Below are 14996 nucleotides of genomic sequence, written 5' to 3' on the forward strand. Positions count from 1 at the left end.
ACACCGGTGGCATAGCCATAGACCAACAAGCTAATTAATAAACTGGGGTGGTAGGCGCTACTACCGCGCAAACCATAACTGTTTTCAATTTGGGTTAAATCAAGCTGGTCAACGACCTCGACGACAAAACGTGCAAGATGGTCATCAGGCAGCCATTCATCTAAGGTTGGCGGTAGAAGATATCCGCTAAGGCGGTCTATTGGGCGAAAGCGACTCATTGTTTTTATCTCATAAGTAATATGGGCATATTTTAACACATATCGTCTTTTAGCATATTATTGTTTGATTAGTCCGACAGGCTCCTAGTGATAGCATAGAGCGCCGTCCGTGTTTAGCTGGTCGGTCAAAACGCTTGGATTCGAGAAATAGCCGCTCACCATCCTCGAAAATATGGGTTTCAGCGGCGGTCACAAAGCCGGTTTCATTTAACGCTTTGGCGGCATAATGTTCGGTAATAAGCACATCTTTCCAGCGGCGCGCGTTGGCATCGTCGCCCTTGGGTGAAAATTTAACAATGACATGCGCGTCAATCTCCGTGCAGAAGGTGGCGAATTTTTGATGTTCACCACCCGCCGAGGAGAGCACGATATCTTCATCCATAATAGGGTCAGCGAGCGTGATGTATTCCTTACGTGAGTGTTTGGCGAAAGGGGCCTGCAACTGCAGGGCGGCATTATTTCCAAGTTTTAAATTACCAATGCTGTTGTCAGTGTTAGCCAGTAAGTAACGTCCAATATTCTCGGTTTTCCAATCTTTTAAGTGCGCGGGAAAACTTTCATCGACGCGGGATAACTGCCCCGCAATTTTTTTGCCCAAAAAACCTTTTGGTGCCATATCAACTAAGAAAAACGGCAAGTCATCAAACAGACCGTTTTTGGCTTCACCTAAGAAAACTTTGGGCATGTTTTGATGTTCTTCAACAAAGAAACCACCCGCGGCTAAGGGGCGAAGCTTGGCAATGCAGGTTAGTTTGCCAAGGTTATCAACTTCCCAGATTAAAATGCTGTCACCCACCCCAAACTTAGCTGTGGTCAATGCATAGTTTGGACTGCGCCCATTGGCAATTCTAACAACGCGATCCCCCAGCTTGTTGATTTGCAAGCCGACCTGGCGTTGGGTGAGGCCACAGTGTGTTTGAATCTGTTTGCTGGTCGCAATCTGGGATTGTAAGTAATCTTCAACGATCATGGGTTAAGCTTAATGTAGTCAATAATGTCGTATATTTAATCATTAAATTTATTAAATTACAATAATTTATGGCTTATTGTAATTTATTTTATGTCGTGAAAATTGTTCATAATATAAAGGCGATAAATTCATTAGTTGTCGGTTTCGAACGTCCTCTTGGTTAGTGGGTTGAGCAGCGTAGCGTTTCAGCGCGGGCAAAAAGTAGGCGCAAATAATCGTAAATTTCGGTTACCGTACCCACCATTGAGCGCGGGCGATAAGCCCGTAATCACAATCAACTTGTCGCGCGGTAAAGTGACATCAATATTCTTTAAATTGTGCGTTCGCGTGCCGCGAATAAAAATGTTCTCAAGCATGGTCAACTCGTTAAATTAAGTAAAAGGATGATAATAGCAAGATTCGTTTTTTAGCCGTTTTAACAACCAGGCCTGGTGGTTAAAAGCTATTTTTTTCATTTATCCAAGCACCGCGTAAAACCCCGTCGTTCAAGATGGCAGAGCCTCGCCAGAGGCGAAGGGCACATTGAAATTATAAAAAGAAGCTTGGTTTTCAGGTTTTTTTAGAGTGTCATCTACTATAACTGATTCAGGTTTTAAAGTAGTTTGATCGATGGTTAACTCGCTCCCATGCTTCGCTTCGAGGCCGCTAAATAAGAAGTTTGTGGCAGAACGGAGTGAATCGGCTTGTGTCGTGAGGTTTAAAAATTACCCGTCATTGCGAGGCCGAAGGCCGTGGCAATCTCTTACAGACGGCGCGCGCCCTTTAGAGATTGCCGCGTCGCGTTGCTCCTCGCAATGACGGGCATTTTGTTTACTTAATAGCCTTGACCCATCGCGGGTTGGTGTTTCTTTGTTGGGTTACCTAACGCCGTTATCCTGCGCGAAGTCGCAGGATCGAACCGCTGGCGGCAATAGACCCTGCGACTTCGCGCAGGGTGACAGGGCGACGAGGAAAGCAAACCCAGCCACTACTTTCGCAATAGATCCCGGCCTTCGGCGGGATGACGGGATGTTTTTGCGTCGCGAGGCGAAAAAATCACGCGCCATCGCGAACACACCCGTGTCATTGCGAACGAAGTGAAGCAATCTCCAAAACCAGTGCGAAACCTCAAGAGATTGCCACGGCCTTCGGCCTCGCATATGACACAAGTTGGATCGCTCCGTGTTGCAACTCATTCCTTAACTTAATGGCTGTGACGCTATGCTTGGACATGAGGAAAAGCGCTCCCACGCACAGCATGGGAGCGAGTTAAAACAACCAGGCCTGGTTGTTAAAAGTCATCTTTTTTCATCATGCTCCACCCTTCAGTAAATCGAGTAGGTCTTCGGCGACGAGGTTCATGTTGCCTTGTTCGTCGGTTTTGTCTTTGTCGTAGAGTTTGTCTTGTAGCTGTTGTTTTCTGGCTTGCAGCTGGAGGATTTTTTCTTCGATGCTGTTGGCGACGACCAGTTTGTAAACAAACACTTCTTTGTCTTGACCGATGCGGTAGGCGCGGTCGGTGGCTTGGTTTTCAACTGCGGGGTTCCACCAGGGGTCGTAGTGGATCACGGTGTCGGCTTCGGTGAGGTTTAAGCCTACGCCACCGGCTTTAAGGCTGATGAGGAATACTTGGGTTTCGCCGTTTTTAAAGCGGTTAATTTCGTCTTCGCGGTTTTTGGTTTGACCGGTCAGCAAGCTGTAGCTTATGTTTTGTTTGGTGATCGAGTCCGCAATGATTTTTAGCATGCTGGAAAATTGGGAGAAGATAATGATCTTGTGTTGGCCTTCTAGCAGGTCTTCCAATAGCTCCATCAGCAACGCTAACTTAGCCGATTGTTTGACCTTTTTAGCGGCCTCAATCTTAACCAGGCCTGGGTCACAGCAGACTTGTCTTAGTTTGAGTAGCGCATCCAGCAGGGTGATTTGCGATTTGGCGAGGCCTTTTTCCGCGACGGTTTGGCGCACTTTTTCTTCCATCGTAATGCGGATGGTTTCGTAGAGTTTGGCCTGCGCGCTGTCAAACTCGACGGTTTTGATGATTTCGGTTTTATCGGGCAGTTCTTGCACCACTTGATGCTTGGTGCGGCGCAGTAAAAATGGCGCTACCTTGCGGGTGAGCTGTTCTTGCACAAAGCGGTCGTTATCGACTTCAATCGGTTTTTGGTAGTTGTGTTTAAACTGCATTTGGTTGCCCAAAAAGCCGGGCATCAGGAAGTTGAACAGTGACCAAAGTTCGCCTAAATGGTTTTCAACCGGCGTGCCTGTTAGGCAAACGCGGCTGGCGCTTTTGAGCTCCATTAAAGCGGCATAGAGTTTTGTGCGTGGGTTTTTGATTTTTTGCGCTTCATCTAAAATCAGCAGTTTAAATGTGTGTTCCTTGAGTTGTTCAATATCGCGCGGCAGCAAGGGGTAGGTGGTTAAGACTAAATCGGCCTCGGCAATATGCGCAAATTGTTCTGCGCGTTCACTGCCGTGCAGGGTGACTAGATTAAGTTCGGGGGTGAATTTATGCGCTTCGCTTTTCCAGTTGCCAATTAGCGAGGTGGGCATCACTAATAACGCGGGCTGGGTGAGTTCACCTTGCTGTTTTAAATGCAGCAGCCAGCTGAGGGTTTGCAGGGTTTTGCCCAAGCCCATGTCATCGGCAAGCACACCGTTAAAACCATGGTCATATAAAAATTGTAACCAGCTTAAACCAAAGGCTTGATAGGGGCGTAGCGTCGCGTTTAGACCCGGCGGCGGCGTAATGGTTTCAATTTGGGTGAAGTTTTTGAGTTTTTCCGCTAATTGCATCAGCTTGTTGTCGCCCATCCATTTAATCGGCGTGTTGGCGAGGCCCGCAATCAGGTGGGCATCAAACGGCTGGATGGCGAGGCCTTTGCTCAGCGGTTTTTTCTGATAAAGTTGCAGCAGGGCTTCAAATAAGGGGGCGACATCCGCTTTGGGGATTTGTAGCACATCCTTGTCATTGAGTTGAAATAGCAGCGACTCGGGCATCTGCTCGGTGTTGTCATAACTGCGCAACAGGTTTTCTAAAAGCGGTGCCATTGGCAGGGTTTTACCTTTCACTTGAATATTAAAGCTCAGGTTAAACCAATCATTTTTGACTTCCGATTCAACCCGCATTTCATCGGCTTCAACTAAATCCAACCAGGCCTGGTCAAAACCTTCAAGTTGCCAGCCCAGTTCAACCAATTTAGATAAAGTGGCTTGAAAGTTAAGATAGTTTTCTAGCCCTTCGGGGTAATCGGTTGGGCCCTCACTTAATAAGCCGACCCAAGCTTGTGGATACATATCATCGAGTTCAACTTCCTCGAGATAAGGTTGCAGCTGCTCAATAGCCTTAAACTCGGCATTCAAATCTCGGTGGATTTCAACCTGTGTATTATCTATCCGCTGTTTGATGACCTCGATAGTTGGGTAGTGCGCGAGCCTGTAGTTCTCGTAGATAAAATACAATTCAAAATACGGGCAGGGTAGCGGGTCGGTCATCACCAGTCGCGGGATGGGGGCGTGGGTGATTTTTTTAAACGCCAGGCCGGCAGGTTTGGGTAACTCACTATAGGATTTGTTAGGCTTGGATTTGGCTTGGAGTTTGTAAAAAGTGTCAATTAAGTCGTTGTATTGCGTTTGGTTCAGTAGCGGCAATTGCATTAGTTTGGTCAGCACAGGCGTGCTAACTGGGGCGGTGACAGGTTGCGCGGTATGTGCGAGCGTGTCAATCATCACAGGTGGGTCACAGAGCACTAAAAACTGTTGGTCGTTTAAGGGGACTTTAAGCTGGTGGAGGTCTTTTAGCTCATTGTGTTCAAATGTCAGCGTATAGGATTGGTTGTGCCAACTTAGCGGTGTTTCTTGCATTTGAAAGAAGCAGCGCCCTGTTTCAATCAGTGCTCTGAGTAGCGCATGGCCGTTTGCATTCATGAATTTAATATACTGAATATTCCAATTGCTATCAGAAACAGACCGGATAAGTTGGGTGATGGCTAGCTCTTCTTTGGGGCCCCAGAATGAAAATTTATCGGTGTAGGACGATAATGACATGGCTTTGGGCTTGGCGAGTTTGCCGCGCGCGGTGTAATGATGGCGCGTTATTTTTAAGTCGGTAAAGTCTTGGCGTCCATCGGACCACGCCTGGGGGGCGTCGGTAAATAAATGGAAGTGATACCATTCAGATGGCGCGTCGTCGGTGTCGAACTCTATTTTAATCGAATTTATTAGGTGCCTGAAATCATGGTCTTGCATGCTGGCGGGCTTGGGTGTCGCATTTTTTGTTTCTGGGTGCTTGGATTGTGGTTTCGGTTCCTGTTGCTCGGCCTTGTTAATCAGGTAGTAACACACGGCCGCCGCATGTTTGCAGTTGTCGCCAACGGGGCAGTCACAGTTGCCAATCACAATTAAGGGGTGGTCTTTTTTGTCGGATTCAATCACCGTCACGCGGGTGTCATAGCGCTCGGCATTCGTGCCTTCAACGGTTGCTTCATACTGATAAAGCCGCGATTCTGGGTCAAAATTGGTGGTAGGGGTTTGTTTAACCTCGATCACTTTGCGTTTTTTAAAAACAGCTTGTGCGCGCTTTAAGGTTGGGCTATCGAAACAGTGTTTAAGTTGTTGAGTATCTATTTTTGGGGTATTCATGCGAGTTTTCCAGGTAACCAAGTGGCTAAGCTAGGCCAAGCAGCCAGCAAAGCGAGTAAGCCAAGTTGAAGTAAGATAAATGGGGCAACCCCCTTGTAAATATCCAGCGTTTTCAGCGCATCGCTGGCGACGCCTCTTAAATAAAACAGCGCAAAACCAAAGGGTGGCGTTAAAAACGCCGTCTGTAGGTTAATCGCAATCATAATCGCCAGCCAAACCGGGTCTGCACCTAACAGCAATAAAATCGGCGCAATAATCGGCACCACCACATAGGTGATTTCAATAAAGTCTAAGAAGAAACCGAGGATAAACAAAAACAGCATCGTTAGCAACATCAGCGTAAACAAACCACCCGGTAAGGCGGTCAATAAGTCATGCACCAATTCATCCCCGCCCAAGCCACGAAACACTAGGGAGAAAAATGCCGCACCAATGAAAATTAAGAAAATCATGCTGGTGAGCTTGAGCGTGTTACGCATCACATAGCGCAGGGTGTCGAGGCTGAGCTGGCGCTTAGTTAAAGCCAGCAGTAATGCGCCTAGTGCACCCAGTGCACCGGCTTCAGTGGGGGTGGCGATGCCGAGAATAATTGAACCCAATACCAATAAAATGAGCGCGACCGGTGGCAATAGGCTTTTGATGACTTTTACAACCAGGACTGGTTGTAAATCAGTGGTATTTTGCGTGTTTGTCGCGTCTTGTGGGCTAAATTTTGGCACTCGATGTGGCTGAAAAAACGCGACCCCAACCATATAAGCCAAATAGAGTCCCACTAGCACCAGGCCTGGTAGTAACGCGCCGGCAAATAGGTCGCCCACCGACACGGTTTCGGGGGCAAAAATCCCTTGTTGCAGCTGAGCTTGTTGATAAGCGTTGGAGATCACATCCGCGAGTAAAATCAACACGATTGAGGGCGGAATAATTTGCCCCAGTGTGCCACTGGCGCAAATCGTACCGCTGGCCAATTTGGGGCAGTAACCCTGTTGCATCATGGTAGGTAGCGCCAGCAGACCGAGCATCACGACTGTCGCACCCACCAAGCCGGTGCTGGCGGCGAGCAACGCACCGACCAAAATCACCGCCATTCCCAGCCCGCCACGCACGCCTTTAAAGACTTCGGCCAATGTGAGTAGTAACTGGTCGGCGATTTTGGATTTCTCCAACATCAATCCCATAAAAATAAACAAGGGCACCGCGAGTAGGGTCGAGTTAGTCATAATCGAGTAGATGCGGCTGGGAATGGCGTTGATAAACGCCATATCAAACACACCCAAAAGCAAAGCACCGATGGCAAATAACAAGGATACTCCCGCCAAGGTAAACGCCACTGGAAACCCAATCATCAAGGCCAGCAATACCAGCGCAAACAAAACTAAAGACAGCCATTCCATGTTACACGCCCTCCGCTAAGGTGTGATGCGCATCACTAAAATCCTGTGCACGCGTGCTGAGTTGGGCGGGGGCAAAGAGTTCGAGTAGGTATTGGGCGATAAAACTGAGGGTTTGCAGCAGCACCAGGCCTGGCATAATCAGAATCAGGGTTTTGAGTAAATAGACATACGCCAGCCCGCTGGCATCAATTGATTTTTCTTGAATCGCCCAGCTGGCGCCAACATAACTTAGGCCACTCCAAATAATAAACCCCATCACAGGCAACACAAACAACAGCGCACCGAGTAAGTTCACCCAGGCCTGGTGGCGTGGGGATAAGCGTTGGTAGAACACATCCACCCGCACATGTTGGTTTTGTTGGTAGGTGTAGGCGATCCCCAGCATAAACAAGCTAGCGTGGATATAGACCAGGGTTTCATCGAGTTTGCTGGAACTAAAATCAAAACCATAACGCAGTAACACCGCCGCACTGGTTGCCAGCACCAATAACAGCGCTAACCAAGCCACACCACGACCGATTGAGCGTTGAAGGCGATTTTGCCAAAGGATGAAAAGATTGAGTGATTTAAAAATTGTCATGGCGATTGCGTTTAAAATAATTCTCCATTTTATAGCCTTTTTTTATATATGACTAGGCTGTAGCTCAATATAGCACCACCAAAAAACGAGTAAGTTGATGTTTAAGTTTTTCACCCAAACTGCTGAGGCTTTAAATAGCCTGCCGATTCCCTCCAAGCGCGATCTATGGTGCTTGCCCTTGGGCGGGGTGGGGGAGATTGGGCAGAACATGATGATCTATGGGCATGCAGGTCAGTATTTGATGGTGGATTGCGGGATGGGGTTTGAGCCAGTAAAGGGTTCGAGCACCCAGTTTGAGCGGGTGGTGGCCGACGCTTCTTCGCTTGCGCCGCAGCTTTCACGCCTTCAGGCAATCGTCATTACCCACGGTCACGAAGACCATATCGGCGGGCTGTTAACCCTCTGGCCTAAGTTGCAGGTGCCGATTTATGCCAGCGCGTTTGCGATGGCGCAAATTCAACGTAAATTTGCCGAATCCGAGCAGGACTTAAATCCGACGTTTATGACGATTGAGCCGTTACAAGCTTTAGTGATTGGCGCGTTTAACTTGCAATGGATTCCCGTCACCCATTCGATTCCGCAATCCCACAGCCTATTGATTAGCACCGAGTTAGGCGCTATTTTACACACCGCCGACTGGAAAATAGATCCGCAGCCCTTAGTCGATAAACCCTTTAGCTTTGCGCCTTTTAGCCAGTTAAAAAACCTGTTGGCGGTGGTGGGTGATTCGACCAATGCCCTCAAGCCAGGTAAAACGCCATCCGAAAGCGCCTGTTATGCGGGTCTGTTACAGTGTGTGCAACAACAGCCGAACCGTGTGGTGGTGAGTTGTTTTAGTTCGAATATTGCGCGCTTAATTACCTTGGCGCGGGTCGCTAAAGCCAGTGGGCGTTATTTTGCGTTTGCTGGGCGTGCGTTGGAGCGAATGGTATCGATTGCCAAACAGTTAAACTACTGGCCTGCCGAACTTAATCCGATTAGCCTAAACGAAATCGGCTACTTACCTCGCCATGAAGTGATGCTGATTACCACCGGTTCGCAAGGCGAGCCGCGCTCAGGCTTATGGCGTTTAGCGCGCGGCCAACACCCTAGCTGCGAATTAGATGCCGAGGATACGGTGATTTTTAGCGCGATTAAAATCCCTGACAATATCGCACGCATTGACCAGCTCATTGGCGCTTTGCAGCGTTATCAGCTCACGGTCATTCATGCCGAAGACCATCCAGCATGGAGCTTGCATGTGTCAGGCCATCCTTCGCAGGAGGATTTAATCGCACTCTATCAACAGATTAAACCGCCCTTGTTGATTCCGGTACACGGTGAACCCGAACACCTGCAAGCCCACGCCGATTTAGTGGTGCGTCATCGTTTGGCCAAAGAAGTGTTGTTGGGCGAGAATGGCGACTTATTTCGCATCAAGCCGTTTGTTAAGCTTGAGCGTCAAAAAGTGAAAACCGGACATTTATATATTGACGACTAAGGTTGTATAACTCATGACAAAAATCAAAAACCTATTAACCATCGCTGGCTCCGACCCTTCAGGCGGCGCGGGAATTCAAGCGGATATCAAAACCTTCAGCGCCACCGGCAGTTATGGCATGAGTGTCATCACCGGTTTAACCGCCCAAAACACCCAAGGGGTGCAGGCGATTCATCCTGTGCCTGCCGAGTTTGTCAAAGCACAGCTTGATAGCTTGTTTGCCGATATTCAGATTGATGGCATTAAAATCGGCATGCTCGGCGATGCGTCGATTATGCAGATGATTGTGCCTTATTTGCGGGATTTTAATGGGCCGATTGTGCTGGATCCAGTGATGGTCGCTAAGGGGGGCGCCGCGCTGATGTCGCAAACAGCAGAGAGGACCTTAATTGAATTCTTATTACCGCTAGCAGGCCTGGTTACGCCAAACTTACCTGAAATGGCGGTGCTCGTGGGTCAAGCCGAAGCGCAAAGCCAACAACAAATGCAGCAACAAGCCGAGCAGTTAATCAAGCTGGGTGCAAAAGCGGTCTTGGCAAAAGGCGGGCATTTAGCTGGGCAAGAGAGTAGTGATTTATTGGTAACTCCGGATGGGTTTCACTGGTTTAATGCGCCACGCATTGATACAGCCAATACCCACGGTACAGGCTGCACATTGGCCTCCGCGATTTGTAGTTATTGGGCGCAAACCGCTGATTTAAATAGTGCTGTGGCACAAGCCAAAACCTATATCCAAGGCGCTATTCAACACGCTAACCAGCTCAAGGTAGGTCAAGGCCACGGCCCAACCCATCATTTCTATTGTCCGCAATAGCCACCTTGATGTTAATGTGAGATTTGAAAAGTGTGGATTACGGTGAGAGAAAAATTAGCCAGGATGTTTCATGTTTGGCAAAAAAACTGACAAAGTGCACGATTAACTATTATTAGTTGGTTTTATTTGGTATAAGTTTAGTTGAGATGTTCAATTAAATAATAAGGGGTTCGTTATGAGTAAGAAGTTTACAAGTTGGGTGATGTTGGTGATGTTTATGGGTATGACCACATTGCCTGTTCAAGCCGCGATGGTCTCGACAGGGCAGGTGGTTGAACTTCAACAATCTGCGCTGGATCGTGAGCAGTTGTCAATGATGCTAGAGCGTGCAGATGTTCAAGCGCAGCTAGTGGCTATGGGCGTTTCTGCGGAAGATGTCCAGCTGCGTGTTGCCGCGATGACTGATCTTGAGGTCGCGCAACTGAATGAGCGCATGGCCGATTTGCCTGCGGGGGGCGGCGTGATTGGTTTATTGACGCTAATTTTTGTCGTGTTTGTGATTACGGATGTGATTGGCGCAACAGATATTTTTCCTTTTATTCGACCCGCTAGATAATGACGTTTAGGTCATGATGTTATTAGGTTTTAGAACAAGCGCCCAGTTATATCTGGGCGTTTTTTTGTCTGCCATGTTGGTGGGTTGTAGTCATATTACGGTTGACCCTGCTTCATTAGAGCTTGAGAAACCCGCTGTGGAATGGGTTAATGTGCCTTTTTTTCCTCAAGCGGAATACCAATGCGGCCCGGCTGCATTAGCAACCTTGTTCCAGTATCGTGGTCAAGATATAGTGCCAGACGACTTGGTAAGGCGTGTTTATACGCCAGAAAAGCAGGGCAGTTTGCAAGTTGATATGGTGGCGGCTGTTCGCCAGCAAGGCTTAATCCCCTATCCATTAGCGCCGAACATGCAGGCGTTATTAGAGGAAGTGTCGGCGGGTAATCCCGTGTTGGTGATGCAGAACTTGAGTTTTAATTGGGCTCCGATTTGGCATTATGCTGTGGTGATTGGCTATGACTTAGCGCGCAATGAGCTCGTGTTGCGATCGGGTGAAACCGAGCGCTGGTTGACCCGGCTGAGCACATTCGAGAGAACCTGGCGACGCGCAGATTATTGGGCTTTAGTGATTGTTGAACCTCAGCAGATTCCAAAAACGGCTAATCCACAGGATTGGCTAAAAGTAGCGTTTGATTTAGAGCAAACTGGGCGGGCAGATCAGGCATGGGTTGCCTATGAAAACGGCTTTAGCGCCTGGCCTAATTCGATTGGATTAGGTATGGCCTTGGGGAATGTGCTCTATGCACAAGCTGATTACCAACAAAGCGCCAGCACGTTTGAAAAACTCAGTGAACGTCATCCTTTTGCCGCAGAGGTTTGGAATAATTGGGCCTACGCGTTAAAAGCACAAGCCTGCGATTTAGCCGCTTTGAAAGCCGCACAATGTGCGCAACGTTTAGCGCCCGCTGACCAAAACTATCAGTCAACACTCAACGATATGCAGACAGCGTTAAAGCAAGATAGTCCGCATTGTCCTCGCGTTGTCTGCGGTATCCAAACCGAAAGATAGCTTCAGGCCTTTATGCTAAAAAGAGGTATGGCTGTTTAATCAGTTGGCCATCGTTTGTTTGACGCGGTCGATAAAATCCACCATGTAGGGCGGGGGTTGATCGGTGTTTTGGGTGGCGGCATAGAGCGTTGACCAAAGGCCGTTTTGCCCGAGGCGTTTACGTGGGAGGTGGTGAAAATCTGTTTGGGTGTCGAGTAGCCATTTCGGCAGGGCACAGACACCGCGCCCGCTTTCGACGCGATGCAACATCATTAGGGTCATATCTGTATGTTCCGTTGCCTTAGGTCGCAATTTTTGCGGCGTTAAAAATTGGCGGAAAATATCCAGCTTTTCTTCAGATACCGGATAACAAATCAAGGTTTCATTAATGAGGTCTTGCGGCTGCAACCAGGCCTGGTGATTGAGCGAATGGTTGGGCGGCAATAGCAATTGAATTTCATAGCTAAACAAGGGGTGGAAGGCTAAATCCGTTTGTTCTATCGGGTCAGAGGTAATCACCAAATCTAGCTGGCCTTGGCGTAAGGCGGCGAGCGCATCGACGCTGAGACGGCTGGCAATATCGACATCAATATTCGGCCATTGGGTTTGAAACGGCCGCAATAACGGCAATAACCACTCAAAGCAGGTATGACATTCGACGCCGATTTTTAGGCGGCCTTGTTCACCGCAAGCGAGGCGTTTGAGGGTGGTTTCGGTTTGTTGCATTAGCGGTAAAACTTGTTGTGCCAGTTGTAACAGGGTTTTGCCAGCGGGAGTGAATTGTAACGGCTGGCTTTTGCGCTCAAATAGCTTGAGCTGGTAGCTGTCTTCCAGCTGTTTGATTTGATGCGACAGCGCCGATTGGGTCATAAACAGGGCATCAGCGGTTTTGACCAAATTGCCTTGTTTAGCCAGCACATCGAGGGTTTTGAGGTGTTTGATTTCGAGCATAGGTTAAACTTTCAACTAAACCATCAAGACCATACTGCCGTATTTTTCAATTTGGCTGTCATGGGTCTTGTCACAAAAACAGCTGGGCGACTTGGTCGTTATGAGCATCAATATCATCGGGAATCATCAGGTGTTTCGCCACGCCAATTCTCAGGGCGGTGTCAGGCGTGGTATCAAGCGGTACCAGTTTAGCAACCGGACGACCGTAACGCGCAATGATAATCTCTTTTTCTTGACGGCTTTCAATGGCCTCAATCAGCCTGGAAAGCTGAGATTTCGCTTCAAACATATTAACCGCGTGCATAGCATTATCCTTAGATAAGTTTGGTTTAGTTTGATTATACGGCAAGCGGCCAAGCGCTTCTAGTTGTGGTTTTGTATTAGACTTCTTGCAAAACTAAAAATCAGGCGCGGTATTTGCTAATGTACGTGAATGTATGTCAAAGGACACTCACTTTTTAGAATAGGTTTTTTCGTTATGGCTGCGATTTACTATATTGCTATGGGTGTTAGGTAGGTAATTATGTTGGATTATTTTCCAGAGGGTACAGCGGCAATCGTCAGTGTAGTATCGCTGATAGTGGCGTATATGTCTTATAGAGTTGCAGCTAAATCGTCAAAACAAGCAGAGCGATCCACGCAACTTGCTGATCTTGCGCTAAGGCGTGCTAGTTATGAGAAAGTGCAGAGTCTTCCGGCAGTCGAGGTTATAGGGGTCGTAACTGTTGACAGTAAGACTCGAGTGAAATTGATGGTGTTCAACTTAAGACCTGAACCCCTAAAAATTCAGTGCGTCAAGGTATATATTTTCGATCCGAAGGCTAGAAATATTAAAAACTACATTTTAAGCAAACTTGAACCATTTGAGTGGGATTATCGTAATATTGAAGATATCGTATGGAACCCCAAAGGTTCTTTAGATGACGCAGAGCATTACGTTCACGAGGCGATGGAATACACTTATGTGAAAGAACGAGAAGTTGTGTTAGTTACAATTCCAGAATATAGCCAGTATGCCAAATATAAGTTTGAGGTAATCACGTCTGTTGGAGCAACAACAATAACCTCCAGGGTAGCAGATGGGAAAACATTATTTGCCAAGGATTATAGGCAGACCATTGACTAACAGGTGCGTAATGTCGTATTTAAGTCTCTCAAATTAGTGTGTATAATGTGTATTCATGAACAGTAAAGACATCATCAAAAGGTTGAAATCAGAAGGCTGGGCGCTCCACCATGTAAAGGGTGATCACCATCAGTTCAAGCATCCTGTCCTTGCCACTAAGGTTACTGTTCCTCACCCTAAAAAAGATTTGCCTATAGGGACTGTGCGCAGCATCTATCGCCAAGCAGGTTGGGATTGGAAATAAATATGAGATATGCAATTGTTATTCATAAAGATAAAGACACTGATTTTGGTGTGACGGTACCTGATGTAGCAGGTTGCTTTTCGGCAGGTGATACGTTGGAAGAAGCGATTGAGATGGCTCGTGAAGCGATTGAGTGTCACCTTGAAGGGATGTTGCTAGATGGTGAAGCGATCCCCGTCCCGTCTTCAATAGAGATTCATCAGCAAAATGCAGAGTTTGCTGGTGGGGTTTGGGCTTTGGTCGATATTGATCTTTCAAAGCTTTCTGTTAAGTCAAAGCGTGTCAATATTACGATTCCTGAAAGGTTGTTGAATGCCGTTGATCATTATGCAAAAAGGCACGGTGAGTCACGCTCAGGACTTTTGGCACAAGCTGTAACGGAATATATGGCCGTTCATCGCTAAGATTGATTAACAAGGCGCTGCAGTTCGCCGCCGTTGGCGGCCGGAAACCATTTCGCTCCGCTGTGCTTGGCGTTATGTCTTTTAGGAGGTTGAATTGTATTACAAGGACTTTAAAGAAGCCTTAAAGAGAACCAGAAGCTTGGGTTTAGACTTAAACCGTGTCACTTTGAGTAAAGGCCAACGCTATATAGAGACCTTTGCACGAGAAAAGCTTGCCAAACCACTATAAATCTGCAAAGAAATCACTTATCTGTTAAAATAGCAACATATTATTACATATTACTGGATCTTATCACATGGCATGGAAAAACCTCTCACAGACCTCACTCGCTGACGCATTTATCTGCCCCCATCCGGCACTCAATGAATTAGATGGGGTTGAAGAGCTAATTGACTGGTCAGCGTGTGAAGCCTTAATGCTCAACATCCATAGCAACCCAATGGGTGAGCGTGCCTTTCCACCGCTACTTATGTTCAAGATCCTACTATTACAAACCTGGTACAACCTCAGTGATCCAGCCTGTGAAAAACAACTGGCTCGCGATTTATTATTTCGTCGATTTGTCCAGCTCAGCTTAACCGATAGCGTACCTGATCACTCTACCATCTGGCGTTTTCGCCAACGTCTACAAAAAGACAACCTATTGGATGCCCTAT

Annotated in this window: 14 protein-coding genes and 2 pseudogenes; 8 read left to right on the top strand and 8 right to left on the bottom strand. The window is 47.5% G+C overall.

Annotation, left to right across the window (positions count from 1 at the left end; all coding sequences use genetic code 11):
* The 6 genes and pseudogenes from NA59_RS11140 to NA59_RS11160 all read right to left on the bottom strand — a co-directional run.
* A pseudogene (locus NA59_RS11140) lies at positions 1–218 on the bottom strand (IS5/IS1182 family transposase); the annotation flags it as partial.
* Between the two features lie 49 nt (positions 219–267).
* A complete protein-coding gene (locus tag NA59_RS11145) occupies positions 268–1188 on the bottom strand; it encodes a hypothetical protein (RefSeq protein WP_052501631.1) in 921 nt (306 codons plus the stop codon).
* 163 nt (positions 1189–1351) lie between these two features.
* Positions 1352–1544: pseudogene (locus NA59_RS15400) on the bottom strand (hypothetical protein); the annotation flags it as partial.
* Between the two features lie 934 nt (positions 1545–2478).
* Entirely contained in the window at positions 2479–5805 is a 3327-nt protein-coding gene (locus NA59_RS11150; RefSeq protein WP_052501632.1) for a DEAD/DEAH box helicase, read from the bottom strand.
* The gene (locus NA59_RS11155; protein WP_044412537.1) at positions 5802–7196 is read right to left on the bottom strand and encodes a TRAP transporter large permease; all 1395 of its coding nucleotides are present in this window, start codon (positions 7194–7196) and stop codon (positions 5802–5804) included. Before NA59_RS11155 ends, NA59_RS11150 begins: the two co-directional genes overlap by 4 nt.
* Before the next feature lies 1 nt (position 7197).
* Positions 7198–7776: a TRAP transporter small permease subunit gene (locus tag NA59_RS11160; RefSeq protein WP_044412540.1), complete on the bottom strand. Its 579-nt coding sequence runs from the start codon at positions 7774–7776 to the stop codon at positions 7198–7200.
* A 97-nt stretch (positions 7777–7873) separates the two neighbouring features.
* On the opposite strand from NA59_RS11160, the gene NA59_RS11165 reads away from it, so the two are divergent.
* The 4 genes from NA59_RS11165 to NA59_RS11180 all read left to right on the top strand — a co-directional run bounded on the left by NA59_RS11165 (position 7874) and on the right by NA59_RS11180 (position 11635).
* Entirely contained in the window at positions 7874–9256 is a 1383-nt protein-coding gene (locus tag NA59_RS11165; RefSeq protein WP_044412543.1) for a ribonuclease J, read from the top strand.
* Between the two features lie 13 nt (positions 9257–9269).
* Positions 9270–10070 carry a bifunctional hydroxymethylpyrimidine kinase/phosphomethylpyrimidine kinase gene (gene thiD / locus NA59_RS11170; protein WP_044412546.1) on the top strand — a complete coding sequence of 267 codons (801 nt, stop codon included), beginning with the start codon at positions 9270–9272 and terminating at the stop codon, positions 10068–10070.
* Between the two features lie 175 nt (positions 10071–10245).
* Positions 10246–10626 carry a DUF6627 family protein gene (locus NA59_RS11175; RefSeq protein WP_044412549.1) on the top strand — a complete coding sequence of 127 codons (381 nt, stop codon included), beginning with the start codon at positions 10246–10248 and terminating at the stop codon, positions 10624–10626.
* Between the two features lie 13 nt (positions 10627–10639).
* The gene (locus NA59_RS11180; protein ID WP_096777611.1) at positions 10640–11635 is read left to right on the top strand and encodes a PA2778 family cysteine peptidase; all 996 of its coding nucleotides are present in this window, start codon (positions 10640–10642) and stop codon (positions 11633–11635) included.
* A 39-nt stretch (positions 11636–11674) separates the two neighbouring features.
* Here the strand turns inward: NA59_RS11180 and NA59_RS11185 are convergent, their stop codons facing one another.
* Positions 11675–12565: a LysR family transcriptional regulator gene (locus tag NA59_RS11185; RefSeq protein ID WP_044412555.1), complete on the bottom strand. Its 891-nt coding sequence runs from the start codon at positions 12563–12565 to the stop codon at positions 11675–11677.
* Between the two features lie 70 nt (positions 12566–12635).
* On the bottom strand, positions 12636–12869 hold the full coding sequence (locus NA59_RS11190; RefSeq protein WP_044412558.1) for a type II toxin-antitoxin system Phd/YefM family antitoxin: 234 nt from the start codon (positions 12867–12869) through the stop codon (positions 12636–12638).
* A 219-nt stretch (positions 12870–13088) separates the two neighbouring features.
* Between NA59_RS11190 and NA59_RS11195 the strand changes: the two genes are divergently transcribed.
* The 4 genes from NA59_RS11195 to NA59_RS11210 form a co-directional block, all read left to right on the top strand.
* On the top strand, positions 13089–13691 hold the full coding sequence (locus tag NA59_RS11195) for a hypothetical protein (RefSeq protein WP_044412562.1): 603 nt from the start codon (positions 13089–13091) through the stop codon (positions 13689–13691).
* Positions 13692–13746: 55 nt separating this feature from the next.
* Positions 13747–13935, top strand: a complete 189-nt coding sequence (locus NA59_RS11200) for a type II toxin-antitoxin system HicA family toxin (RefSeq protein ID WP_044412565.1) — start codon at positions 13747–13749, stop codon at positions 13933–13935.
* A gap of 2 nt (positions 13936–13937) precedes the next feature.
* Entirely contained in the window at positions 13938–14339 is a 402-nt protein-coding gene (locus tag NA59_RS11205) for a type II toxin-antitoxin system HicB family antitoxin (protein WP_044412568.1), read from the top strand.
* Between the two features lie 296 nt (positions 14340–14635).
* On the top strand, positions 14636–14996 hold a 361-nt coding region (locus tag NA59_RS11210; protein ID WP_044406522.1), incomplete at its 3' end, for a transposase.

The organism is Thiomicrospira microaerophila (assembly GCF_000934765.1).
Lineage (GTDB): Bacteria > Pseudomonadota > Gammaproteobacteria > Thiomicrospirales > Thiomicrospiraceae > Thiomicrospira > Thiomicrospira microaerophila.

Excerpts from the sequence above, each read along its gene's own strand:
- NA59_RS11165 (WP_044412543.1), top strand. The coding sequence starts at position 7,874 with ATGTTTAAGTTTTTCACCCAAACTGCTGAGGCTTTAAATAGCCTGCCG.
- NA59_RS11160 (WP_044412540.1), bottom strand. The coding sequence starts at position 7,776 with ATGACAATTTTTAAATCACTCAATCTTTTCATCCTTTGGCAAAATCGC.
- NA59_RS11145 (WP_052501631.1), bottom strand. The coding sequence starts at position 1,188 with ATGATCGTTGAAGATTACTTACAATCCCAGATTGCGACCAGCAAACAG.
- NA59_RS11150 (WP_052501632.1), bottom strand. The coding sequence starts at position 5,805 with ATGAATACCCCAAAAATAGATACTCAACAACTTAAACACTGTTTCGAT.
- NA59_RS11190 (WP_044412558.1), bottom strand. The coding sequence starts at position 12,869 with ATGCACGCGGTTAATATGTTTGAAGCGAAATCTCAGCTTTCCAGGCTG.
- NA59_RS11175 (WP_044412549.1), top strand. The coding sequence starts at position 10,246 with ATGAGTAAGAAGTTTACAAGTTGGGTGATGTTGGTGATGTTTATGGGT.
- NA59_RS11205 (WP_044412568.1), top strand. The coding sequence starts at position 13,938 with ATGAGATATGCAATTGTTATTCATAAAGATAAAGACACTGATTTTGGT.
- NA59_RS11195 (WP_044412562.1), top strand. The coding sequence starts at position 13,089 with ATGTTGGATTATTTTCCAGAGGGTACAGCGGCAATCGTCAGTGTAGTA.
- thiD (WP_044412546.1), top strand. The coding sequence starts at position 9,270 with ATGACAAAAATCAAAAACCTATTAACCATCGCTGGCTCCGACCCTTCA.
- NA59_RS11200 (WP_044412565.1), top strand. The coding sequence starts at position 13,747 with ATGAACAGTAAAGACATCATCAAAAGGTTGAAATCAGAAGGCTGGGCG.
- NA59_RS11155 (WP_044412537.1), bottom strand. The coding sequence starts at position 7,196 with ATGGAATGGCTGTCTTTAGTTTTGTTTGCGCTGGTATTGCTGGCCTTG.
- NA59_RS11185 (WP_044412555.1), bottom strand. The coding sequence starts at position 12,565 with ATGCTCGAAATCAAACACCTCAAAACCCTCGATGTGCTGGCTAAACAA.
- NA59_RS11180 (WP_096777611.1), top strand. The coding sequence starts at position 10,640 with ATGATGTTATTAGGTTTTAGAACAAGCGCCCAGTTATATCTGGGCGTT.